24 protein-coding genes, 1 pseudogene and 1 riboswitch are annotated in these 22,875 nt (G+C 35.9%); of the genes and pseudogenes, 8 read left to right on the plus strand and 17 right to left on the minus strand.

Going from position 1 to position 22,875, the window contains the following annotated elements; genetic code table 11:
* Positions 1-187 precede the first annotated feature (187 nt).
* The 3 genes from GS400_RS11890 to GS400_RS11900 form a co-directional block, all read right to left on the minus strand.
* Positions 188-514 (minus strand): hypothetical protein, encoded by a 327-nt coding sequence (locus GS400_RS11890; RefSeq protein ID WP_160104607.1) that lies wholly within the window; start codon positions 512-514, stop codon positions 188-190.
* Positions 515-598: 84 nt separating this feature from the next.
* Entirely contained in the window at positions 599-1,009 is a 411-nt protein-coding gene (locus tag GS400_RS11895) for a hypothetical protein (protein ID WP_160102064.1), read from the minus strand.
* 303 nt (positions 1,010-1,312) lie between these two features.
* Positions 1,313-1,852, minus strand: a complete 540-nt coding sequence (locus GS400_RS11900) for a hypothetical protein (protein ID WP_160102066.1) — start codon at positions 1,850-1,852, stop codon at positions 1,313-1,315.
* A 588-nt stretch (positions 1,853-2,440) separates the two neighbouring features.
* On the opposite strand from GS400_RS11900, the gene GS400_RS11905 reads away from it, so the two are divergent.
* The gene (locus tag GS400_RS11905; RefSeq protein WP_160102068.1) at positions 2,441-3,676 is read left to right on the plus strand and encodes an IS110 family RNA-guided transposase; all 1,236 of its coding nucleotides are present in this window, start codon (positions 2,441-2,443) and stop codon (positions 3,674-3,676) included.
* A 234-nt stretch (positions 3,677-3,910) separates the two neighbouring features.
* Here GS400_RS11905 and GS400_RS11910 read toward each other — a convergent pair whose 3' ends face one another.
* Together GS400_RS11910 and GS400_RS11915 are read right to left on the minus strand one after the other, a co-directional pair.
* A complete protein-coding gene (locus GS400_RS11910) occupies positions 3,911-4,171 on the minus strand; it encodes a hypothetical protein (RefSeq protein ID WP_160102070.1) in 261 nt (86 codons plus the stop codon).
* An 8-nt stretch (positions 4,172-4,179) separates the two neighbouring features.
* Entirely contained in the window at positions 4,180-4,422 is a 243-nt protein-coding gene (locus GS400_RS11915) for a hypothetical protein (protein ID WP_160102072.1), read from the minus strand.
* 326 nt (positions 4,423-4,748) lie between these two features.
* On the opposite strand from GS400_RS11915, the gene GS400_RS11920 reads away from it, so the two are divergent.
* Positions 4,749-5,984 (plus strand): IS110 family RNA-guided transposase, encoded by a 1,236-nt coding sequence (locus tag GS400_RS11920; RefSeq protein WP_160102074.1) that lies wholly within the window; start codon positions 4,749-4,751, stop codon positions 5,982-5,984.
* A 319-nt stretch (positions 5,985-6,303) separates the two neighbouring features.
* Here the strand turns inward: GS400_RS11920 and GS400_RS11925 are convergent, their stop codons facing one another.
* On the minus strand, positions 6,304-6,792 hold the full coding sequence (locus GS400_RS11925; RefSeq protein WP_160102076.1) for a hypothetical protein: 489 nt from the start codon (positions 6,790-6,792) through the stop codon (positions 6,304-6,306).
* Between the two features lie 281 nt (positions 6,793-7,073).
* On the opposite strand from GS400_RS11925, the gene GS400_RS11930 reads away from it, so the two are divergent.
* The gene (locus tag GS400_RS11930; protein ID WP_160102078.1) at positions 7,074-7,718 is read left to right on the plus strand and encodes a glycosyltransferase; all 645 of its coding nucleotides are present in this window, start codon (positions 7,074-7,076) and stop codon (positions 7,716-7,718) included.
* Between the two features lie 483 nt (positions 7,719-8,201).
* On the opposite strand, the gene GS400_RS11935 is transcribed toward GS400_RS11930, so the two are convergent.
* Positions 8,202-9,104 carry an RluA family pseudouridine synthase gene (locus GS400_RS11935; protein ID WP_236560904.1) on the minus strand — a complete coding sequence of 301 codons (903 nt, stop codon included), beginning with the start codon at positions 9,102-9,104 and terminating at the stop codon, positions 8,202-8,204.
* Between the two features lie 280 nt (positions 9,105-9,384).
* On the opposite strand from GS400_RS11935, the gene GS400_RS11940 reads away from it, so the two are divergent.
* From GS400_RS11940 to GS400_RS11960, 5 genes are all read left to right on the plus strand, one after another.
* Positions 9,385-10,146, plus strand: a complete 762-nt coding sequence (locus GS400_RS11940) for an ABC transporter substrate-binding protein (RefSeq protein WP_160102082.1) — start codon at positions 9,385-9,387, stop codon at positions 10,144-10,146.
* Between the two features lie 35 nt (positions 10,147-10,181).
* Positions 10,182-10,841, plus strand: a complete 660-nt coding sequence (locus tag GS400_RS11945; RefSeq protein WP_160102084.1) for an amino acid ABC transporter permease — start codon at positions 10,182-10,184, stop codon at positions 10,839-10,841.
* A complete protein-coding gene (locus GS400_RS11950) occupies positions 10,834-11,556 on the plus strand; it encodes an amino acid ABC transporter ATP-binding protein (protein WP_160102086.1) in 723 nt (240 codons plus the stop codon). Before GS400_RS11945 ends, GS400_RS11950 begins: the two co-directional genes overlap by 8 nt.
* A 242-nt stretch (positions 11,557-11,798) precedes the next feature.
* Positions 11,799-12,869, plus strand: a complete 1,071-nt coding sequence (locus GS400_RS11955; protein WP_160102088.1) for an AI-2E family transporter — start codon at positions 11,799-11,801, stop codon at positions 12,867-12,869.
* 283 nt (positions 12,870-13,152) lie between these two features.
* Positions 13,153-13,923 carry a TerC family protein gene (locus GS400_RS11960; protein ID WP_160102090.1) on the plus strand — a complete coding sequence of 257 codons (771 nt, stop codon included), beginning with the start codon at positions 13,153-13,155 and terminating at the stop codon, positions 13,921-13,923.
* Positions 13,924-14,299: 376 nt separating this feature from the next.
* Here the strand turns inward: GS400_RS11960 and GS400_RS11965 are convergent, their stop codons facing one another.
* The 10 genes and pseudogenes from GS400_RS11965 to GS400_RS12010 all read right to left on the minus strand — a co-directional run bounded on the left by GS400_RS11965 (position 14,300) and on the right by GS400_RS12010 (position 22,694).
* The gene (locus GS400_RS11965) at positions 14,300-15,673 is read right to left on the minus strand and encodes a PFL family protein (protein ID WP_160102092.1); all 1,374 of its coding nucleotides are present in this window, start codon (positions 15,671-15,673) and stop codon (positions 14,300-14,302) included.
* 12 nt (positions 15,674-15,685) lie between these two features.
* Positions 15,686-15,961, minus strand: a complete 276-nt coding sequence (locus tag GS400_RS11970) for an ACT domain-containing protein (RefSeq protein ID WP_160102094.1) — start codon at positions 15,959-15,961, stop codon at positions 15,686-15,688.
* A 140-nt stretch (positions 15,962-16,101) separates the two neighbouring features.
* A riboswitch (glycine riboswitch) is annotated at positions 16,102-16,178 on the minus strand.
* Between the two features lie 193 nt (positions 16,179-16,371).
* Complete coding sequence (locus GS400_RS11975; protein WP_160102096.1) at positions 16,372-17,175, minus strand: MBL fold metallo-hydrolase; 804 nt, start codon at positions 17,173-17,175, stop codon at positions 16,372-16,374.
* Positions 17,176-17,237: 62 nt separating this feature from the next.
* Positions 17,238-17,588 (minus strand): annotated as a pseudogene (locus GS400_RS11980) (DUF4260 domain-containing protein).
* Between the two features lie 66 nt (positions 17,589-17,654).
* Positions 17,655-18,158, minus strand: coding sequence for a DNA topology modulation protein (locus tag GS400_RS11985; RefSeq protein ID WP_160102098.1), 504 nt, complete (start codon positions 18,156-18,158; stop codon positions 17,655-17,657).
* Positions 18,159-18,180: 22 nt separating this feature from the next.
* A complete protein-coding gene (locus GS400_RS11990) occupies positions 18,181-18,903 on the minus strand; it encodes a class I SAM-dependent DNA methyltransferase (protein ID WP_160102100.1) in 723 nt (240 codons plus the stop codon).
* 4 nt (positions 18,904-18,907) lie between these two features.
* Complete coding sequence (locus tag GS400_RS11995; RefSeq protein ID WP_160102102.1) at positions 18,908-19,555, minus strand: alpha/beta family hydrolase; 648 nt, start codon at positions 19,553-19,555, stop codon at positions 18,908-18,910.
* A 203-nt stretch (positions 19,556-19,758) separates the two neighbouring features.
* Complete coding sequence (locus tag GS400_RS12000) at positions 19,759-20,676, minus strand: RluA family pseudouridine synthase (RefSeq protein WP_160104608.1); 918 nt, start codon at positions 20,674-20,676, stop codon at positions 19,759-19,761.
* Positions 20,677-20,794: 118 nt separating this feature from the next.
* A complete protein-coding gene (locus tag GS400_RS12005; RefSeq protein WP_160102104.1) occupies positions 20,795-21,697 on the minus strand; it encodes a DUF899 family protein in 903 nt (300 codons plus the stop codon).
* A 52-nt stretch (positions 21,698-21,749) separates the two neighbouring features.
* A complete protein-coding gene (locus tag GS400_RS12010) occupies positions 21,750-22,694 on the minus strand; it encodes an aminoglycoside phosphotransferase family protein (RefSeq protein WP_160102106.1) in 945 nt (314 codons plus the stop codon).
* Positions 22,695-22,875: the final 181 nt, after the last annotated feature.

Below are 22,875 nucleotides of genomic sequence, written 5' to 3' on the forward strand. Positions count from 1 at the left end.
TAGAGAATATATATAACTCTTTATTTTATCGTCCAATTTTTTCTCTCCTTTCAAGAACTCAATAGATTTTTTAAAACAAGTTGTTGTTGGTTATCCAACTTAAGCGCCCTTTTAATGAATGCTTGAATTCAAGATAACTAATTTTTTCTTCAACTATGGCACCCGTTAGTAAAGTATCACCGTTCTTTTAATTAAAGGTTTCATTGTAAATTTGTATCCATTTCTTTCGTTTCAAAAATAAGGTTGTAATCAAAACAGCTTCACATACAACTAATAAACCTATGCCTAAAACTAATCCTCCAAAGAATAGAAATTCATTTACACCCCAAGCGAAGAAAAACCATCCTATTATTGAAAATAAACCTAAAGCCAAGTTGATAGTTCCTGCAATTAAGGCTTGCGGTAGAAACAATCCCGTTTTTCTAATCATATTCGAACCGTATTTAAAACTTACAAAAGTCGCTACAATCATAAAAATAATATATATAGTCGTCGCAATATCTATCTCACTCACATAACCAACTCCTATAAAGATTTCACCCATATAACTCCATAACCCTCATTAAAGATTACTGCCCGTTAGTGAAATAAGAGTCATTTATCTTACTTCAACCGAGAACGCATAATTTCCGTCTCCCTGCTCCCAATTAGCTAATATATGAAAGACATATATTCCTTTTTCTTTTGGAGCTATAATTGAATCATTTTTCAGTACAATATTTTCTATGTTATCTCTATCAATCCATTTCTCTACTTCCAATGTTTCAGGAATTGGTGCTTTCTTAAAATCAATTTCTATTACTTCATTAGGAGATACGACTGCCGGCTTATGTTCTTTTACCATCTCGAGTGGACTTGTATAAATCTTATCTACACATTTAGCTGATAATAATCCTTCCCAACAATATGAACCTTGTGTAGTGGCAATCTCTTTATTCGCTGCTGTTATAGTTGGTGTAGGTGGCTCTGAGCGAAATGGTTTAAAGACAAACAAACTTATAACAACCATTCCAATGATAATAATCGCAATAATAATCTTTCTAATTGTACTCCCCCCTTACCCAAAATAGATGTATCAAACAATAAATAGTTACGATTGTTGTTCAATATTACTACTCTGTTAGCTTAAGTAGATTTCTTCACAAACCAATTGAAATATTAACACAAATATCCAATTGATAACCTACTCTATTATACGATCAAGACAAATAAAAAGGACTTTCCTTATTACAGGAAAGCGCCCTAATGCGGAACACTTGAATTCGAGACATTTAAGTTGTTCTTCTATTGTTCTTCATACTTCAACTTTTAATTATGGTATATAGATCTCTCTAATAAAAACTACTTCGCCATCATTTTTAAAGAGTTCAATTAAACCACTTTCATTCATAACTTCTTTCCATTCAACCCTTACCAGCTTTGATGGGGTTTCTAATAAATATATGGGCTTTTTTTTATCAATACTCAATGTGGCATCTTCAAACTGATTTAAATTAAATCCATTTGGAGCCTGATCATCGTCTACCTTCTCAGCATATGTGATTCTTAAAAGCAATTGGTCTCCTTTTATTTTTGCATCATGTAAGATAGCAGTTTCGCTTTTCATAGTCTGACTTATTAGTTCATCGTAGTAAGTTAGGTCAGTTTTCTTCGCATAAGAATCACTTATTAAAGATGACGTTTTTTCATTTGAGGCTATTCTTTCTTCAAGCTTTTTAATAGTTGCTGTTTGTGCATCTATTTTTTCTTCCATTTTTAAAACACTATCTTGAAGTCTGTTGATATTTTTTTCTAATTCTTTATTTACTTCTTCGGAAGATGCGTTGTTTACACAGCCTGCCATTAAACCCACAAGTAAGAATAAAACTAAAGTTTTCTTAAGAAACTCAGCTTCAAAAAAACCTTTAAAGCAGCTAATCAGAACCTTCTCCTTTACTTAGTAATTTTCATTCCGAAATGTGACTTATCTTATTCGTACATTCTACTCTTATGTCCGTTAGCTAAAGTATATTTCTTTGCAATCTTATTTAAATTTTAACACAAATATCCAGTTAATAACTTACTCCATTATTCGATCAGGACAAATAAAAAGGCTTTCCTTATTCCTGGAAAGCGCCCGTTTGCTAAAAACTTGAATTCGAGATAAATTGCAAATAAGATATTCAACTAACGCACCCGTTCGTATTATAAGGTTAGCCAGAATGCTAATTATTTCTGGTTGACCTTATTTTATATGGTCTTATTATAGCAGTAGCCAGGGTAGAACGTAAGCACCCGTGGGACTTAGATCCCGTCAGTTAAACCGTTCACCCCCTACTGGTAGAAACATGTTTAAGGCTGGTTGGGACTGACATGAGATCTCGTATAACAAGCGAAGCTATGATACTACTAGGAGGAGTTAGGGGTTACTGGCAAGTAGAATTTAAGGAGGAGATATAGAATGAATCCAGTTGTTGGTCTGGATGTTTCAAAAGGAGAAAGTGAAGTTCAGGCATTTCTAGATAAGGGAAAACCTTACCTTAGAAGCTTTAGTATCAAACATGACCTTGATGGGCTACGATCATTACTCGAGTTTCTGGAAGATTTAAAAAATAAAACAGGAGCACAACCTTCGGTTGTGTTGGAAGCAACTGGACATTACCATGCACCTGTGGTTCAGTTTCTAGAGGAACATCAGTATTTATTAATCATTGTCAATCCATTGATCTCACATAGAGCCAAAAGCTCTAGTTTACGAAAAGTAAAAACGGATGCCATTGATGCCTATCGTCTTTGTGAGCTTTACTATAAAGAAGATTTAGAGCCATATAAGAAACGAGGGATTCAACTTTTGAATCTTCGTAATCTTACAAGACAACATGAGAATATTACAGGAATGTACGCGCAAACCAAGCTACAATTTCAAGCAGTTCTTGATCAAGTATTCCCTGAATACAGAGGCGTTTTTGGGGACTTATACTCAGTTGTGTCTTTGCGTATTCTACAAGAGTATCCAGCATCAGAAGATATTTTAACAATTAGTGATGATGCGTTGGCGAATAGAATAAAAGAATTATGTAAAAGTCGTTCGAAAAGATGGGCGGTAGAAAAATCCCAAAAGCTAAAAGCAGCAGCTGCGAGAAATCCATTTCAAAAGACACTATATCAGAGTCATTTATTAAGTCTTAGTATGTATATAAATATGCTTATTCAATACAAAGAGCATCTATCAGAGTTGGACGCTGAGATAGATACTCTCGCTAAAGAAATTGAAGAATATAAGATTATCCAATCTATCCCTGGTATTGGAGAAAAGATCGCGGCAACGATCATTTCTGAAATTGGAGAGATAGATCGGTTTAATCACCCAAAAAAGCTTGTAGCATTCGCTGGAGTAGATCCAGAGGTTTTCGAGTCAGGGAAATTCAAGGCAAGTCTGGTTCGCATAACAAAACGTGGATCAAGTAGGTTGCGTCATGCCTTATATATGGCTGTTCGTTCTGGTATTCGTGATTGTCGCAAACAGAAAACCACGGATGAAATCATCCCTAGAAACAAAAAATTAAGAGCGTTTTACGATAAGAAGCGAGAAGAAGGCAAACTTTATAAAGTAGCCGTTATTGCTTGTGTAAATAAGCTCTTACATTGGATTTATGCCATATTAAAAAACAGAACCACTTTCCAAGATATAGCCTAATTAAGATTTTCAAGTAAATAAGGCAAAACCTTCCATTCATTAGTTAGTGGAAGGTTATTTGGCATGCGCACTTTTAGTATAGCATGAAATAATTTAAGTTTTTATTGAAAAATGTTGACAAACTATTAGCTGGTTTAATACTATAAGGAAAATTTTCCATTAGATATAATAGTTGCATTATGCTATACTAATCTCGCGATGAGCTGAATTGCATAAGACGAGATTGACGCGCCTTTATGGCAAGGCACAAATGTGGAGTGCTGTCTCTCGCCGCAATACGCAAAGACGTCCTTCATAGGACGTCTTTTTTTTGTCCGTTAATACTTCGAATAAAATAGATGAGTTTTCTTTAGATAATTGAATATATCCTTTTGGTTTAATTATTTCTAACTGTTCTTTGTTGTCACTAATCCAGACTTGATACATGATTGCTTTTACTTCTGTTTCTGAATTTTTATATTGGCGATAAAAACGATAGTCAGCATTTCTTGGCATATCGACTTTTACATTTTCCATTTTATATTATTCACGATATCTTTTACTTTGGCTACACCTTCCGAGTTTAAGATTTCTTGAAGGTCTTTATAATTGTTGTCTTCACCAATACGTTTTTGAACAACGATTTTTTGTTCTATATCTTCACTATCATTATTAGGTTCTTTTTCTTTCACAGTATCACTCGAACAACCTACAAGAGCTAACAAAAACATTGAAATTAAAGTTATAAATATTTTTTTATATGACATTTAATCCCTCCATCTATATATAAAAGGACGTTTTTTTATTATAGAAGTTTCATTTAAAACCTTATTCAACAATTCTGCCCGTTCGTAATATAAGGTTAACCAGTTTTTACTGGTTGACCATTTTTTATATGGATCTATTATAACAGTAGCCGGGGTAGAACGTCTCTGCCCGTGGGGTTTGACCCCGTAAACTAAACAGTTCACCCCCTACTTGTAAAAACATGATTTAGCTGGTTGGGACCCTAGATCCCGTTTAACAAGCGAACCTGTGACATTACAAGGAGGATTAGGGGCACCGGCAATATTTTTTGAGGAGGAGAATTCGAATGAATCCAGTCGTAGGTCTGGATGTATCTAAAGGGGAAAGTCAGGTCCAAGCATTCTTGGACAAGAAAAAGCCATATCGTAAGAATTTTAAAGTAGACCACACGCGAGATGGTTTAACGACGCTTCACGAATTTTTAAAGCATTTAAAGGAAGTTACGGGTCAAGATCCAGCAATTGTTTTGGAGGCAACGGGACATTATCATGCGCCTGTTGTTCAATTTCTGGAGGAGCATAATTATTTATTAATCATTGTAAATCCATTGGTTTCTTTTAGAGCGAAAAGCTCTAATTTACGAAAGGTGAAAACTGATGCAGTTGATGCTTATCTTCTTTGTGAACTTTACTATAAGGAAGATTTAGAGCCTTATAAAAAGCGAGGAGTTCAACTTTTAAACCTTCGTAATTTAACTCGGCAACATGAAAATATTACTGGGAACTTTATTCAAACAAAGTTACAGTTCCAAGCTGTATTGGAACAAGTATTTCCTGAATACAAAGGGGTTTTTGGTGAGCTATATTCTTTTGTTTCTTTACGGATCCTCAAAGAATATAAGTCCTCGGAAGATATTTTAAGGACTAGTGAAGACAGACTGGCAAATCGAATAGCTGATTTATGTACAAGTCGTTCTGAAAAGTGGGCTTATGAAAAAGCACAAACTCTGAAAGCAGCAGCTGCTCGTAATCCTTTTAAAAAGACACTGTATCAAAGTCACCTATTAAGTATGGGAATGTATATTGATATGCTTCTTCAATTTAAAGAGCATCTATCAAAGTTAGATGCAGAGATAGATACTCTAGCTAAAGAAATTGAAGAATATAAGATTATTAAATCTATCCCTGGTATCGGAGAAAAGATCGCTGCCACGATTATTTCTGAAATTGGGGAAATAGATCGATTTAATCACCCTAAAAAGCTTGTGGCTTTTGCCGGTGTTGATCCAAGTGTGTTTGAATCAGGTCGCTTTACAGCCAGTAATAATCGCATTACTAAAAGAGGTTCTAGTCGCTTAAGGCACGCTTTATATCTGGCTGTCTGTTGTGCGATTAGAGACAAACGGAAAAAGAAAACAACCGATGAAATACTCCCTAGAAATAAGAAATTGAGAGAATTTTACGATAAGAAACGAAACGAAGGTAAACCTTTTAGAGTAGCAGTCATCGCTTGTGTTAATAAGCTTTTACATTGGATCTATGCTCTTTTAAAAAGCAGAACTAACTTCCAAGAAATAGCTTGATAACTATATCTGCCTATATAGAACAAAACCTTCCAATATAGTTTTAATGGAAGGTTATTTGGCATGTTCTTTTTTATTTTATCATGTCTTTTTTCAGTTTTTTATTGAAAAATGTTGACAAACTATTAGCTGGTTTAGTTTAAGATCATTTCTTCACAATCTAACTCAAATTTTACTACAAATATCCAGTTATTAAATCACTTCATAATTTAATTCATAACATAAAAATAAGACACAACCCTATTTCAGAATTGCGCCCTTTAAATGAAAACTTGATATCAAGATATTCATTAATGTGGTTCTGCAACTATAGAATTCGTTAGAACAAAAGCTGATCGTTTACCCCCTGAAAAGATTCTTCCTCATATTTAATCTTGGATAATATATCCTCTTCATTAAATTCCAAAGCAACCTCATCATATTGTAGCCTGTCAATCATTTCACTAATTTCATACCACTCAAGCAAATCATCCGGGTAATCTAACTCTGTCGCAACAATATGAAAAATCCTCTTAGCTAAACCAAACATTTCTGATTGATTATTAACTTTTATTATTTTATTTGCAAAAAGCTCTATATAAGCTCTCGCACTTACTTCTAAGCTAGGTTTTTGAATTTCTAGCTCATTTAATGCCTTATTAAAATACTCTTCAACTTCAAAAATATTATCTTCAAATGAAAAAGCAGCAATTATGTTTAATGACGGTGATGATATATTGTTTTTTAATAAACTGTGCGACCAATTAATATAGTCTTCAACCGACACAATTTCCTTTTGAATGATATAAAATAGAGCATTAGATTGCATTTTACAACCACCTTAAAATCTCTTTTCTTCCTGCTACAATATTAGTTTTTTCTTCTTCAACTCTTTTGCGTTAGTTAGCATAACAATCTAATTCAAATTTAACACAAATAGCCAGTAAACAACCTGATCTACTTTACGATTAAGACAAATGAAAAGGCCGTTCCTTATTCCAGAAAAGCGCGCAAAAGCTGAATACTTGGATTCGAGATAACTTTAACGAATGAAAAAATTTCATAAAACAATAATATGAATGAACTTTTATTTTGGAAGGAGTATATAGGATGAAAAAGTTAATGTTTATGGCGGTAATTTTAGTATTTATGCTCAATACCTTACCAGGGGCAATTAGTGTCAATGCTAAAACACAGGAACAATGTATTAGTCAATCAGAGGTAAAGTTCAAAAATGAATTCAGAAGACTTTGGGTTGATCATGTGTTGTGGACAAGCAATTATATTACAAGTGCAACAACAGCCGGTGCTGAGGATCAAAAGGAAGTGCTATCAAGACTTCTGAGGAATCAGGAGGATATAGGAAATGCAATTAAGCCAGTGTATGGAGAGAAAGCAGGGAACAAGCTTACTGATTTGCTAAAAGAACATATCGTTATAGCTGGTAAAATCGTAGATGCCGCTAAAAATGGGAACGAAAAAATGATGGATAAGCTTAACAAAGACTGGTATAGAAATGCTGATGATATTGCGGCGTTCCTTAGTGATGCCAATCCCCATTTAAAAAATGAAGATTTAAAAGAAATGCTATATATACATTTAGAATTGGTAACAGATGACTTAATAGCAAGCTTAGAAAAAGAATGGGATGAAAGAATTGTTGCGATCGATGATGGGATGACTCATATAATCTTAATGGCAGATGCGATCTCTGAAGGAGTTGTCAAACAGTTTCCTGAGACATTTAAAAAATAAACTAGAGAAGCTTCAGCATATGCTGGGGCTTCTTTTATAACTTACTTTGACATATGTACTGTATGTTTATATCTACTTATAAAGTATCTGTAATTATACTAATAAGAATCAGAAATAGTTTTCTAATCCATGTACTTTAAAACGCAAATATAAAAAAAAAGGCGTAAAACCTTTGTTCTAGGTTTGAGCCCATATTATTTCAGCCATTTATCCATTTTCTCTTTTACTTCAGTATGAGTAAAAGAACTTTCTTCATCTAATGGCATATGTATTCATGCCATTTATTGCGACATTAGGCTCACCTATTAAACACCAATGAGAATATGTACAAAATATTTATTGAATTCCTTCCTGGCTATCTGTAGAAGTTATAAAACAAGGCTTAGAGATTAAAATTCTCTAAGCCTAAAAATTCGATTATATGTGAATACTATTGTGAAGCACTAGTATTTTTCTGGCTTCTCTTTTTACTCAATTTTATATTTAAAATTTCTCCAGAAACACATCAGGCACTTGTGATTCAAAGTGTAACATTTCATTTCGGGAAGGATGTTTAAACGTAATTTCTTTTGCATGGAGTCCTAAGCGACCTATCGAATTCCTTGTTGCTCCATACTTTTTATCTCCAACAATCGAATGGCCTATATCTTTCATATGCACGCGGATTTGATTCTTCCTTCCAGTTTCAAGGTTAAGCTTAACTAAGGAAAAGTTTTGGTTCGACTGCAACACTTTATAATGGGTGACAGCTTTTTTCCCATCGTTTGGCTTCTTACTTGAATACATTACATGTGTTTTAGTCTCTTTTAACCAAGAGGTTATCACACCTTCAGATTTTTGTATGTTCCCTTCTACAATAGCTATATAAGTCCGTTCCTTTACCATGTCTTTCCATGAATTCTGTAGCTTGTTTTTCACCTGTTCTGATTTTGCAAAGATCATGACTCCCGATGTATCTCGATCTAAACGATGAACAATAAATATGCGATTTTTAGGATGACTTGTTTTGACATATTCAGAAAGCTGGCGGTGAGCTGTTAAAGTTTTCTCTTTACCTGAGGAAATAGATAAAAGACCTGAAACCTTTTCAACCACAATGATATCCATATCTTCATAAAGAATCATAAGTCCTCTCAATGAATGTTCAGAACGCACGTTATCTTTATATATTTCCACCACTTGCTCCTGTTGAAGTGGATAATTATGCTTCGTAACTACATTTCCTTCTATAACAACATTCCCACTAGTGAGAACAGATTTAACAGCATTACGACTTAGGTGGGATAGAACCTTTTGTAAAAAAGGAAGCAAAGTCGTTGATTCTTTTACGATATATCGCTTAGCTCTTTGATTTTGACATCTTGTTACATTTCCCTTCTTTTTCACACCGTGACCTCCATTTATGACACTGTCACAAAAGTATTTTGATATTCTAATAGACATTTTCTCTCTTAAGATTATACACTCCTTATTTTATTTATCTAGAAAAACCTAACCCTTTGATTACGGATGTAAAAATCTTAACATTCAACCCTCCATACAAATGAATGAATATAAATGTATATTAATTCTTAATTAACCCCTTTAAATGAATAATTATGTGTGATAGCATTCTAGATACTAATAAAAATACATCAACACTTATAGTTATCAAGGAGGAAAAGTCATGAACAACAAATTTGTAGTAAGCGTACTAATGATGATCTTATCGATTGGATTAATTGGGTGTAGTAATTCTTCAGCAACAGAGAATTCTGAGAAAACATTGGTTATGGGAACATCAGCAGATTTTGCTCCATTTGAATCTAGAAATGAATCTGGTGAAATCGTTGGATTCGATATTGATTTAGCTAATCATATTGCTGATGAGTTAGGTTATAACCTAGAAATTAAGGATATGAAATTTGACGGCTTAGTTGGAGCGCTTCAAACAGAGAAAGTAGATATGGTTCTAGCTGGAATGTCTGCTACAGAAAAACGTAGTCAAAACGTAGATTTTTCCACGCAATACAATCACTCAGGCGAAATGTTTATAACGAATAAAGATGCAAACATTGAATCACTAGAACAACTAAAAGGAAAAACGGTGGGCGTACAGCTTGGAACTATTCAAGAAGAAGGTGCTAAGAAAATCCAGGAGAAAGTAGACTTTAAGATTAAGCGTGTAGATACCAGTTCAACACTAATTCAGGAATTAAAAACAAATCGCATTGATGTTGCTTACATGGACAAAGCGGCCGCTAAAGGATATATCAAGGAACAAAATCTTGGTGGTTTTGAAGATCCTACCTCTAGTTCACCAGGAATGGCTGTAGCATTTCCAAAAGGAAGTGACCTTAAAGAAGATGTAAATAAAGTTTTAAAAGAGATGAAAGAAAGCGGAAAGCTTGAAGAACTAAAAAAGAAATGGTTAGAAGAATCAAAGTAAACCATAACATCAAGATTTAGAAATGAGGTGAAGGCATGAATTTGGATTTTACCCAAATCGTGCCTTATATCCCTTTTATGCTAAAAGGGATATGGGTAACGTTAAAATTTGTAAGTGTGTCAATAGTGTTTGGATTTTTCTTAGGAACATTGTTAGCTTTATTAAAAATTAGTCGAGTAAAACTATTTAATTGGTTTGCTGATGCATATACATCAGTATTTCGCGGAACACCGTTAATTTTGCAACTTATGATTATTTATTTTGCTATCCCGCAATTAACAGGGTATAATATTCCACCATTTTTAGCTGCTGTATTAGCATTTGGTTTAAATTCATCCGCCTATATCTCTGAGATCATTCGAGCTGGAATTCAAGCTGTTGAGAAAGGCCAAACTGAAGCCGCTCAAGCCCTTGGAGTTCCCTATCGTCCGATGATGAAAGACTTGATTTTACCGCAAGCATTAAAAAACATATTACCAGCATTAATGAATGAATTTATCACACTAACAAAAGAATCTGCCATTGTTTCAACGATCAGCTACTTAGACCTCATGCGTCGTGCACAAGTTGTAGGATCTGATATTTATCGAAACTTTGAACCGCTTTTATTTGTTGGACTCATTTATTATCTACTCGTAATGGGATTAACGATGCTTGGTAAGCTAGTAGAAAGGAGGTTGCGCTACAGTGATTAAAGTTGAAGAGCTTTCAAAAACATTTGGGAAATCTGAAGTACTGAGTGATATTACTACGCAGGTGAATCAAGGTGAAGTGGTTTCCATTGTAGGCCCTTCAGGTTCAGGGAAGTCTACGTTTCTTCGTTGCTTAAATCTTTTAGAAACACCATCTAAAGGAAGTGTTTGGGTACATGATTACGAGATTACAAACCCGAAAACCAATATTCTTAAGGTAAGAGAACATATTGGAATGGTGTTTCAACATTTTCATTTGTTTCCGCATTTAACTGTTTTAGATAATATCACATATGCTCCTAAACAAGTAAAAAGCATATCAGCTAATGAAGCTGAGACAAAAGCAAAGTCACTCCTTGAAAAAGTTGGATTAACTGACAAAGCAAATGCCTATCCGAATAGCTTATCAGGAGGACAAAAACAACGTGTTGCCATTGCACGTGCACTAGCGATGGAACCTGAAATCATGTTATTTGATGAACCAACATCCGCTCTGGATCCAGAAATGGTTAATGAGGTACTCGATGTTATGAAAGACTTGGCTAAGTCTGGAATGACAATGGCTGTTGTAACCCACGAAATGGGGTTTGCAAAAGAAGTGGCTGACCGTGTTCTCTTCTTAGACCATGGTAAATTGGTTGAGGACTCCCCACCATCCACATTTTTCAGTAAACCAGAGACCCAAAGAGCACAGGAATTCTTGGAAAAGATTTTGTAAAATAGCTTTAACGACATCAAATCTGTTACAGGCAAAAGGATTTGATGTTCGTAAAAGCTATTTTTTTACTTCAATCAATTTTCCTTCCACACTCCACATTGTAACCCTATAACTTTCCTCAACCTGCATATGAAAGCTCTTAAGGTAAAACCTATATACAACGTTCTCCAAATAAAGGATGTTACACCATATGGTTTGCGTGGTATTAAATAGTAAGTTAAGACGATGTAGGAGGAAAGCTTATGTGGATCAAACATCCTTATTTTAAATACGTTACAGGAACTATTCTGTTTTTAATCCTTATTTACTTCTTGAATTTATTAGATATCTTAGCACCATTTAAGATAGCCATTAGCACGTTATTCTTTCCTGTCTTAATTGCTGGATTTTTGTATTACATACTTAAACCGATTGTTCGTCTTATTCGAAAAATAAAATTCATCCCTGAAGAGGTTGCTATTTTATCCGTGTTCGCAGCTATTGCAGGTCTTCTATTTATATCCGGAAAATTATTTGCACAAAAAATCAGTACCCAATTCTCTGATATTACACAAAAGCTTCCTAAACAATTAAAAGAAACAGCAAATAAGGCCCAGGAAACGATTGAGAAGCATGATATGGGAATGTTGTCTGTCAATCAGCTCCGCCAAGAAGCTAGCTCTTACTTAAGTGGAATTACTCAAAACCTAGGAGAAAATATTAGCCAAATTGCTTCTGCTTTGACTGGAGCTACTACAGTTCTAGTAGTTGTGCCATTTGTTTTATTTTATTTTCTTAAAGATGATAACCGCTTCATTCCTTTTATTCTAAATTTCGTCCCCAAAAAGTACCAAGATGAAGGGGCTAAAGTATTTCATGATATAAGTGTGAAACTATCAGGATACATCATTGGACAAATTACAGTGGCTGTAGTTGATGGTGTTCTGATGTATATTGGTTATGCGATTATAGGACTACCTTATGCTTTATTACTAGCCATATTTGTAATGGTCACAGCAGTCGTCCCGTTTTTTGGTCCAATCCTTGGAGTGCTCCCAGCACTAGTTGTTGCTTTAACACAACAACCAGCTATGCTCCTTTTTGTTCTGATTACATTGGTTATCGTTCAGCAAATAGAAGGTAATTTAGTCGCACCTCTGGTATTAGGAAACAAGCTAAATATCCATCCACTAACGATTATTCTCCTTCTATTAGTAGCTGCAGCCCTTTATAAATTTATCGGAATGCTCATTGCAATACCGCTATATGCAGTTGTTAAAGTTACAGTGTTGGATTTATATCAATTCTATAAAAGGCATAAAAAAACAGCTTAACCTTAGGCTCTCATTCTGGAGGTGGTTCAGGATGGGAGTTTCTTTATACGTTTATCTCATTTTAAAAAAACTATTGTTGTTTTACAGATCATGCATTAGCTTCTCTAAATAAAGAAACAATAAGTTATAACTTGGAAAAATACATTGCGGATTGATTTAATGAGTTTGTTGTAAATTATAGAAAGGTATAAATGATCGTAGTAACTTTACTAAAAGATGACCCATCATTTAAAAAATCTCAAGACACTAGTTACTGTTTGTTGTATAGAAAGGAGAATCATGGTTGGAGTCAATCTGGTTAGAATACGGGTGGACTTTATTAATTCTAATAGGACTAGAAGGTTTATTATCAGCAGATAATGCGCTAGTTCTAGCGGTGATTGCCAAGCACTTACCCGACGAAGAAAAAGAAAAAGCAATTAAATATGGAATCTTTATGGCATTTGGTTTTCGGTTTGTTGCTCTTTTTGCGATTTCGTTTATCGCAAATATATGGCAAATACAAGCTATTGGAGCCGCTTACCTTCTTTACTTAGGTTTAAAGCATGTCATAAAGGCGAAGTTTGGTAAAGAAAATGAAAACATTGAAAACGAAGTGGAAGAAGAAGCTGCTGGAAAAGGCTTTTGGCCAACAGTAGGTAAAATCGGACTAGCTGATCTTGCTTTTGCAATTGACTCCATTCTCGCTGCTGTCGCCCTTGCACTCGGTCTTCCAGATTCCCCAATCGGAGATTTCGGTGGCATGGATGGCGGTAAATTTATTGTCGTTGTCCTCGGTGGAATCGCAGGCCTTATTTTAATCAAATATGCTGCAACTTGGTTTGTGAAGTTACTTGAAAAGCGCCCAGCGTTAGAAACAACAGCTTATGCGATTGTCGCCTGGGTCGGAGTTAAGTTAGCTGTCATTACGCTTGCCCATGACGATATCGGAGTCTTAGATCACGACTTCCCTCACAGTACATTTTGGACTCTGACTTTCTACGGGGTACTAGTGGCTATCGCATTAATTGGATGGTTTTCACCTGGCAAGAAATCATCTGAAGAAAAATTATAGCTGAGATAAAAGAACGTAAGAAAAGATCTCTGCAAACAATGTAGAGATCTTTTTATAGTTGATAACCTATGTATGAACAATACTTCCTTGAAACATATAAGGAACAGATTCACGCTTGAATAACAAACCTTCCATATCACTAGGAATGCGCATATGCTGTTCCGCTTCTTTAGCATCCATCCATAACACTTCCTGTATTTCTTCAGGATATGTAATCGTAATATCCCCACAAATAATTTTTCCTAGAAATGTGAAAAAGACAGCATGATCCCCTTTCCTTAAGAAGATACACTAAAAAAAAAAGCACAACAGCGGATAGGATCTACTCATTGTGCCATTAGCTTATTTGTTTTAAGCAAAAGAACCGCTCCGTACTCTAGTTGATGAGAGCTTGGAGAGGAGCTGGTATGCGTCCGCCACGGTTGATGAACTGGCCGGAGCCATATGGATTCACACCCATAACAGGTGCGCGACCTAGAAGTCCACCAAATTCAACAATTTCCCCTTCTTCTTTATCTGGAACAGGAATGACGCGAACTGCGGTTGTTTTTTTGTTAATCATACCGATGGCTGCCTCATCAGCAATCATACCTGCAATAGTAGTAGCAGGTGCATCGCCTGAGATTGCAATCATATCTAAGCCGACAGAGCATACACATGTCATCGCTTCTAGTTTTGATAACGATAATGCACCATCAGAAACCCCTTTTATCATCCCGTTATCTTCACTAACAGGTATGAAAGCTCCACTTAAACCACCGACATATTCACTTGCCATCGCTCCGCCTTTTTTCACAGCATCATTCATCAGTGCTAGGGCTGCGATCGTTCCATGTGTACCGACCCGTTCAAGTCCTATTTCTTCTAAAATTTCAGCAACGCTATCGTTTAATGCATTTGTCGGCGCTAAGGATAAGTCCATTATGCCAAAAGGAACACCGATACGTTCTGCGACAACACGTCCCAGAAACTCTCCCGCACGAGTAATTTTAAAGACTGTGTTCTTAATGACGCTAGATACAGAACCAAGGTCTGCGCCCTGATCTGGATGACGTTTTAATGCGTTTAACACAACGCCCGGCCCACTTACACCGACATTAAGTACAGCTTCACCTTCACCAGTACCATGGAAAGCTCCTGCCATAAATGGGTTGTCTTCTACGGGGTTAGCGAAAACGACTAGCTTCGCACACGCAAGACCGTTTTGATCACGAGTCTTTTCAGAGGCCTCTTTAATCACTTCCCCCATTTGTTTTACTGCATCCATATTAATACCTGTTTTTGTTGTTGCAACGGAAACAGAAGCACATACCCGTTCAGTTACACTTAAGGCTTCAGGTAAAGCATTTATTAGAGTTTGTTCTCCCTTGGTAACCCCTTTATGTACTAAAGCTGAATATCCACCAATAAAATCAACACCCAGATCTTTTGCAGCTTGATCTAATGTTTTTGCTAGTGCTATAGCTTGTTCCACAGTGGCTTGGCCAAGAAGCTCAGCAATAGGGGTTACAGAAATTCGCTTATTAATAATAGGAATGCCATATTCTTTTTCAACGGATTCCGCCACTCCTGTTAAATTCTTAGCATATTGAATAATTTTTTCATAGACTCGTTCTTGCATTTGCTCAAAGTTCGGATCCGTGCAATCGCGTAGGTTAATACCAATCGTGACCGTACGGATATCAAGGTTTTCCATTTGAACCATTCGGATTGTTTCTGTCATTTCATGTAAACCAATATTTCTACTCATAATGGTACCTCCTTAAATACGATGCATTGCTTGGAAAACATCTTCAAGTTGTAGGTTAATTTTTAGTCCCATTTCGTCACCAACAGTCTGAAGCTTATGTCGAATGTCATCCAACTGTTCGTTGTCGGAAACATCTATAATCATCATCATCGTAAAAAACTCTTCTAAAATGGTTTGACTAATATCAAGTACGTTAATTTCTTCACTTGCTAACACGTTGGTCACCTTAGCAATGATCCCAACCTGGTCTTGACCAATAACACTAACGATTGCGCGTCTATTTTGCATGTTGTCCACCTCTTCTGTTCGTTAAAGTATGTTGGGTTTATAAGCCAATCATTATTGTTATTAGCAAAAAAAGCCAATAAAAAAAGATTGGACCGTATCCAATCTCAGCAAAAACGTTTAACACAAGTGAATAAATGTGTTAGAACGATTCTGTCCATTTGCCTGAGATTGTGAACCCTTCGGCGCTACATAATGTAGTCTCTCCAGAATGTGCTCCAGTTATAGTGTTACCCATAACCTTCATCGCATTTATATTTTTGTTTTAAGTAGCTGTTCAATAAGTCCGATAAAATATTTGTCGTACTTTCTTTATCTACTAATAGAAAATAGCATAACAGTGAGGCGGGAATTTGGTCAACTATTTTTTCGTGTAAGCTCTATCTATTTCTTCTTCCCATAGTATGAAAATATCACGATTCAATCTCTTGTTTGGCTAACTCAACATTTGAATCATGAATACTTTTCATGCCTTCAAAAAATGTGTACTTTTGAGATAGCTCATCCACTAACTCTTGTTTCTTTGATAAAAGGTTTTGCAGATAATACTGTGAAAAAACCAGCCTATCCCTCATCTCTTGTTGATCATCTGTTGTGTACCCATGACCTGGAATCTGTACAGTAATATCGTAATTTTGATATACATACGCTGCTTTCTTAATTGTATCTACATAGTCCTTATAGCTGCTAAAAATGAATGGAAACTCCACATCTGATAAGTAATCTCCAGATAGGAAAATTCCATAAGGTTCAACAACGGTAAATAGACTATCATTAGTATGGCCTGGGGCTTTGTAAAAGTTTAATGTAACGTCTTCTAATTCAAGCTTTTGTCCATCTTCTGATATGACAAAATCCACTGATGGATAGGTATGTAGATAAGATCGTTGTAGATAGTATTTTTGATCAAAATCATGGTTTTGTTTTATGATCTCTTGTTTATGAGGGTTTGCATCAAATTCTTCAGAAGCAATCACTTTGGCTTCAGGGAACGCTCCTGCACCAATGATGTGATCAAAATCACTATGGGTATAAATAATATAAAGATCTCTGCTTCCTTTATTCTGTGTAACATATTGTTGTATGGTTTCCACCTCTTCAGGTAGCCAGTTCGGATCTGTCACAATCATGGTCTTTTTGGTTTCAATAATCGCTGAAGTTGTTTTGTATAATGCACTTTGAAATACGGTTATGTTGTTTGTTTTGTATTGTAGCACGGTTATAACCTCTACTTTCTACTTTAATCACTTACTACTCCTAGTAGTTTAGAGCTCTCCTTTTAATCCATCTTTTGTAGATGCGTATCTTTAAATTGAGTTGGATATTTCAATCCATATCCTACTGTACGGTCCATTCCGATATGAGCAATCCAAATGATACTAAGACCAAGGAAAAGTGTATTTTCTAGCATGACACTTACTAGCAAACAAAGCAATGGAACACAGTAGGAATGAAACACATTGTATGTAACTGAGCCTACTTTGTTATTAATTAAGTATCCTAACATCGATACATCAGGTGCCAATAATAGAAGAAAGAACATCCACCAGCTTCCCTCTATCTATGAATAGAAGTAAATAGAAAGAATGAACACAACCAACCCTTCACTATGTAATAATCGCTTCACCAATTACTCCACCTCCCAATCAAACCGTCTTCTATGAATAAATGTAAACACTCAAATATATATTTTAAGTTAGTCTATGTTATGAAGAAATGTTCGAGCCTCTCGGGGAGACCTTAGAATGATAATGTTCTTTCCATCAGATAATTCCTCGAGTCTTGCTAAGATCTGAGGTTTCTTCTTTTTAGGATAGTTCCAAACCCACTTCAGAAATTCTAGCCTAACTTTTTCAGTTCCAGCTCTCATATCAGGTCGCGTTTGATTTCGATATTGGAACCGTCTTTTAAATACTCGGTAAACACACAATAACCTTGGCATATCTAAGAATATGATCGTATCCGCTGCACGTAATCGGATATCTATCGTTCCACCATAGTTTCCATCTATGATCCATTGTTCTTGCTTCACTAAATCCGTTTGAATTCTTCTTTGTTCATCCTTTGGGACGCCTACCCATCCAGACTTCCAAAAAAGTAAGTCCAAGTGATGCACTTCAGTGTTAAGCTTTTTCCCCATTTTTCTAGCCAACGTGGACTTCCCAGAACCACCTGAACCGATAAGTATAATTTTATTCATTGAGATCACGACCTTACATTCATTACTTTTTACATAAGTAAAACATTCTACCTTTTTGCATTTGAAAATCCTCTGAAGGATAGGTTTTGATCCCACTAAACCCTTCTTCTCTTAACGCATGAATTAGCTCTTCTTCTCGATACCAGGTTTGTTCCAGAGTTAGATCAGACCGCTTCCATTGACCATCCTTGAACATAAACATCGTGATATCCATTTGAGCTAATCTATTTTCAGGCTGTGATGTTGCACGGACTGCACATACGTGGTCATCCTCTACAATATTGAAGGAACCATTCCAGTGACCTGTATAAGTTGACTTCATATTCATATCAAATAAGAATAAACCACCATTTACAAGAGACTTATATACATTCCGAAAAACAACCTTTAGCTCGTTGAGAGTCATGATATGATTTAAACTATCATAAGTAGATATGATTCCATCAAACTGTTTATTTACGGCAAAAGACCTTGCATCATCCTCCAAAAACGTACTGGATGGAGAATTTTCTTGGGCTATTTTAAGCATTTCTCCTGATCCATCAATTCCTGTGACTTCATAGCCTCTTTCGTTTAGGATTTGAGCTAATTGGCCTGTCCCACAGCATAGGTCTAGTACTGAAGCATTCTCAGGCAAACTTGTGAAGAATAGTTTATCAATAATAGGCTCTATCCCTTTAGGCATGCGCCCCCAATATTCATTGTAGATCCAAGCAAACGCATCGTATTCTGCATATTTCTCCATAAAATTACTCCTCTCTAAGAAAATGATTTAAACTATCCATGGTTAAGGATAAACAAGAAAGAGATTCACTTGTATGGAAACCCTCTATATCTAAAGAATGATTTGCACCTTCTAACTCTTGTAGGTGGATAGAAGGGATGCTTCTTAATTTATTTATTTTTTCTGGTATGTAGTGAGGATCTTGCTTTCCAATTGCAATGAAAATGTCACCCTTCGATTTAGATAATGATTCGAAAAGTTGTTGTCTTTTTAGTAAAGGAGTAAGTAGAACCATCTTAGAGGTTGTAAAACTATTATCCTTTAAAAACTCTTGAATAATCGGTATTGTGCCCAATGACTTTCCTATGAAGATCGTTTCTTCATACTTATATTTAGATAACACTTTAGATACTACTGGTTTCACATCACCTACTATAAGTTCAGCAAATTGCTCAAAGGTTTGACGTAACTCTTTCTCGGTATAAGAATAATGAATATGAACAACATCAAAGTGATTTTCTAACGCTACCATTGTGGAGTAATAGAGCAAAGGTTTATCATAGGTGTATCCTGCGCCTGAAAACATAAAGCAAACCTTTCTGGAATCGTTTTGAATATGTGTATAAGGAATATTTCTTTCATTAACAGTAATTATTTTTTCTTCCACTTTCATGAATGGACACCTCTCCTATAGGTCCGGATTGTAATATATTTCTATACCAACTCTGTTTCCTCCTTCTCTAATAGAAAAGCTGTCGAAATTCCCATCCAAAGGACTGTTAAGAATTCTTATATATACAAACAAAAAAGCTTGGATGCAGCTCCAAGCTTTTTTCATATTTGATAAGTTATTTAAGAGATATGTTTCATTAGATTCTATAAATAATCCTGTACTGAACCTGGGAATAAATCCTGTTCATCTATAAAAGGAGCTACACATTCAATAACCTCTTCAGAAATAGGATGCGGAAAAGTAACTTTCGCTGCATGTAACGCCTGATGGGAACCCTTAACTTTACTACCGTACATGCTATCCCCATACAAAGGATGGCCAAGATGACTTAAGTGCACTCGAATTTGGTGTGTGCGCCCTGTATCTAATTGAACTTTTACCAAGGAGAGATCATTTTTACTCATATAATTAAGGACTTCATAGTTGGTTACAGCCTCTTGACCAGTCGGAGAAACTCTTCTTCTAGAAGGGTGATGACGATCCTTGCCAATACGTTCATTAATCACACCTTTTTTCTGTTTCAGTTTCCCATGTACTAAAGCCAAATAGGTTCGTTTAATGGATCTTTGTTCGAGCAATCGATCCATTATAGCCACTGCTAATGGATGCTTTGCAAACACGACAGCTCCCGTTGTATCTTGGTCCAACCGATGAATGTGACGGACTTTCACCTCTTGCCCCTGACTTTGGTAGTGATAAGCTACTCCATTAGCTAACGTATTTGTCTGTCCCTCTTCATTGGGGTGTACGTTCATTCCAGCGGGCTTATTCACGACCAGTACATGGTCATCTTCGTATAATACTTCAATATCCATATATGTAGTAATTACACCTAACTCTTCAAGTTGAAACAAAAGGACTTGGAGCTTATCCCCCTGTTGTAGAGCTGTTGACCAAGGAACTTCTTTTCCGTTTTGCTTGGCCCCTTTACTCATTCGAATTTGGTGCAATAACTTCTTAGGAACATGCAATTCATTCTTTAATACCGACTCAATAGAATACCCCACCCAATTATGTGGAATTGTGATCTCTAGCCATTCTCCCTTTTTTCTCATTTGCATGGACCCCACCTGCTTTCTATCTTTAATCTCGCCCATTCACTATACTAGTACCTCTAGCTTATGACAAACCTCCTTAAATAAACAGACGCTCTTACACTGTAAGAACGTCTTCTTTAAGTTAGGATTCGATTTCAAAAAGGTGGAACCTCAATCCATAAGGATCTTTTATCATGACACTTTTTTCAGTAATTTCTTCAGTAACAACACAATCGTTTTCCCTTAAAAGTGTTATGGTTTCTTCAAACGATTTTACACCAAACTCAAAGAATACATTCGTTTCGTCATTTTCCTCTATATAAAAGTTTGTACCACTCATCGATAATTTGGCTTCATCCTCATAAGAGTCTTCAAGCTTCATACCGATAACATCTCGGTAGAAAGACACAGCGCGTTCATATTGATTCACTCCTACGGCTATGTTGTTGGTAAGCTGGAATTGTGACTCGCTATTTAATGGGTTATCGACTTTTACATTATCCGTTCCAGACGGTAGTAAATCAAACAAATGCCACGTCACGCAGTAGTCATCTCCAGGGCCTAGTGGTGCCTGAGCATGAAGATAGATTTGACCTTTTTCATCCTTACGAAATGTTGAAACGCCAGGGTGATAATGGCCATCCTTCTTAAAACCCATATCTTCGGCAAACGTACTCTCGCTAACCGAAACCATAGGGAACTGCCATTTGCGACTTGCTGCAAAATCTTCTTGTACAACTGGAGAGTCAGGAGATGATACCACAAATTCTGCTTTCTGTTTCAGGTGATGGTCTACTCCATTAAACCCATCAGCCCACAAGGTACAGTAAGAGCAGCCTTTCCCCATATTATGAATGACGATTAGTTCATCCTTGTTTCCAAAAAGCTCAAGTAGTGTAACTTCTTCACCTGTTGTTCGAACAAATTCATAATTCTCCACACTTCTTTCTGGTAGAGATTTACGTAAAGCAGCTAATTCCTTTTTCTTCTCCAATAACTCTAACTCCAAAGCATGAATTTGTTCTTGAACTTCCGTAGTCGTCATTACCGACTCCTCCTCTGAAAGAAATTGTATATAGTGATATTCTGTTAATCCTTTATAACTCCTCCTTGCTTACCCCGGATAATATGCTCTTTCCAAAAGTGGATTCATACAATTTTTCAAAGATGGCTTCAACTTGATGAAAATTCCCTTCATATGTACCATCATCATCAACCATCCATGTGGTGGATAAAACCGTATGACAATAGCCATATAAGATTAAGCGTTCTTTATTTAGATTCAATTCTTCAGTAAACACATCTACACGAGTTTTCGTAACATCGTATGCGCCTTCATCTGGCAACCGATTTAACATGTACTGAATAAGGTCATACTCGATTTCACCCACTAACCCTTTTGGATCTATAGCTAACCATTTTTCTTCCCCTGATGCTAAGATATTGTAATGATGAAAATCACCATGAAGTAGCCAATATTTTTCGATCGTTTGGTTCAGATATGTAAAAACATTCAATGCTTTCTCTAGTGTTTCTTTTGAAAACGGTCCATAACCGTTTGGATTCTGATTATACGTTCTTCTTAAATTCTCTTCTCTACCTTTTGTAGTAGGAAGCCTTGTTTCTTGAGGTGCCGGGACTATTAAGTTACTCATCACACGAGCTGCATACCGACATGCTTCGGCTTGATCAGAGAGTTCTGCTAACGTATGTCCTGGTGAGAGCTTTTCTAAAATGAATATCCCATTCTTTTTATCATAATCCAATAAAGAAACTATACCCTGATCCTTAAATAAACGTAACGCCTCAAGTTCGTCTAAGAACCCTTCCCCAGGAATACAGATTTTCACGACAACTTCTGTGCCATCATCCTTCAACGCTGGTGCCACATAATTAATAGATAAGGAATAGGGATCTTTCACAGTAAGTGACCACTTTTCTTCACAATACTTAATCAACTCCGGCAAGGAGTCTAACCATTCTTTCCCCTTCTCTTTAAAAAACAAGTGCACCGAGTCTACGAAGTTTTTTTGTAAATCCATCTCTCATTCTCCTTTTACACGAACGAATCAACATCTAATTTCAGTTTGTCATGTTTTGGTTTATATTTCCACAATAGTAACTTAATTGTGAAATCACCTGAAATTAAAGCATTCTTCACCACTGTCCAAGCGAAAAAAGAATGAATAAAATTGCAAGAAAATTACAATAATGCTCATACTG

This window comes from Pontibacillus sp. HMF3514 (assembly GCF_009858175.1).
Classification (GTDB): domain Bacteria; phylum Bacillota; class Bacilli; order Bacillales; family BH030062; genus Pontibacillus.

Bases quoted from the DNA above. Each gene is read 5' to 3' on its own strand.
- GS400_RS11895 (WP_160102064.1), bottom strand. From the start codon at position 1,009: ATGGTTGTTATAAGTTTGTTTGTCTTTAAACCATTTCGCTCAGAGCCA.
- GS400_RS11905 (WP_160102068.1), top strand. From the start codon at position 2,441: ATGAATCCAGTTGTTGGTCTGGATGTTTCAAAAGGAGAAAGTGAAGTT.
- GS400_RS11910 (WP_160102070.1), bottom strand. From the start codon at position 4,171: ATGCCAAGAAATGCTGACTATCGTTTTTATCGCCAATATAAAAATTCA.
- GS400_RS11915 (WP_160102072.1), bottom strand. From the start codon at position 4,422: ATGTCATATAAAAAAATATTTATAACTTTAATTTCAATGTTTTTGTTA.
- GS400_RS11920 (WP_160102074.1), top strand. From the start codon at position 4,749: ATGAATCCAGTCGTAGGTCTGGATGTATCTAAAGGGGAAAGTCAGGTC.
- GS400_RS11925 (WP_160102076.1), bottom strand. From the start codon at position 6,792: ATGCAATCTAATGCTCTATTTTATATCATTCAAAAGGAAATTGTGTCG.
- GS400_RS11930 (WP_160102078.1), top strand. From the start codon at position 7,074: ATGAAAAAGTTAATGTTTATGGCGGTAATTTTAGTATTTATGCTCAAT.
- GS400_RS11940 (WP_160102082.1), top strand. From the start codon at position 9,385: ATGAACAACAAATTTGTAGTAAGCGTACTAATGATGATCTTATCGATT.
- GS400_RS11945 (WP_160102084.1), top strand. From the start codon at position 10,182: ATGAATTTGGATTTTACCCAAATCGTGCCTTATATCCCTTTTATGCTA.
- GS400_RS11955 (WP_160102088.1), top strand. From the start codon at position 11,799: ATGTGGATCAAACATCCTTATTTTAAATACGTTACAGGAACTATTCTG.
- GS400_RS11965 (WP_160102092.1), bottom strand. From the start codon at position 15,673: ATGAGTAGAAATATTGGTTTACATGAAATGACAGAAACAATCCGAATG.
- GS400_RS11970 (WP_160102094.1), bottom strand. From the start codon at position 15,961: ATGCAAAATAGACGCGCAATCGTTAGTGTTATTGGTCAAGACCAGGTT.
- GS400_RS11985 (WP_160102098.1), bottom strand. From the start codon at position 18,158: ATGAATAAAATTATACTTATCGGTTCAGGTGGTTCTGGGAAGTCCACG.
- GS400_RS11990 (WP_160102100.1), bottom strand. From the start codon at position 18,903: ATGGAGAAATATGCAGAATACGATGCGTTTGCTTGGATCTACAATGAA.
- GS400_RS11995 (WP_160102102.1), bottom strand. From the start codon at position 19,555: ATGAAAGTGGAAGAAAAAATAATTACTGTTAATGAAAGAAATATTCCT.
- GS400_RS12000 (WP_160104608.1), bottom strand. From the start codon at position 20,676: ATGCAAATGAGAAAAAAGGGAGAATGGCTAGAGATCACAATTCCACAT.
- GS400_RS12005 (WP_160102104.1), bottom strand. From the start codon at position 21,697: ATGACGACTACGGAAGTTCAAGAACAAATTCATGCTTTGGAGTTAGAG.
- GS400_RS12010 (WP_160102106.1), bottom strand. From the start codon at position 22,694: ATGGATTTACAAAAAAACTTCGTAGACTCGGTGCACTTGTTTTTTAAA.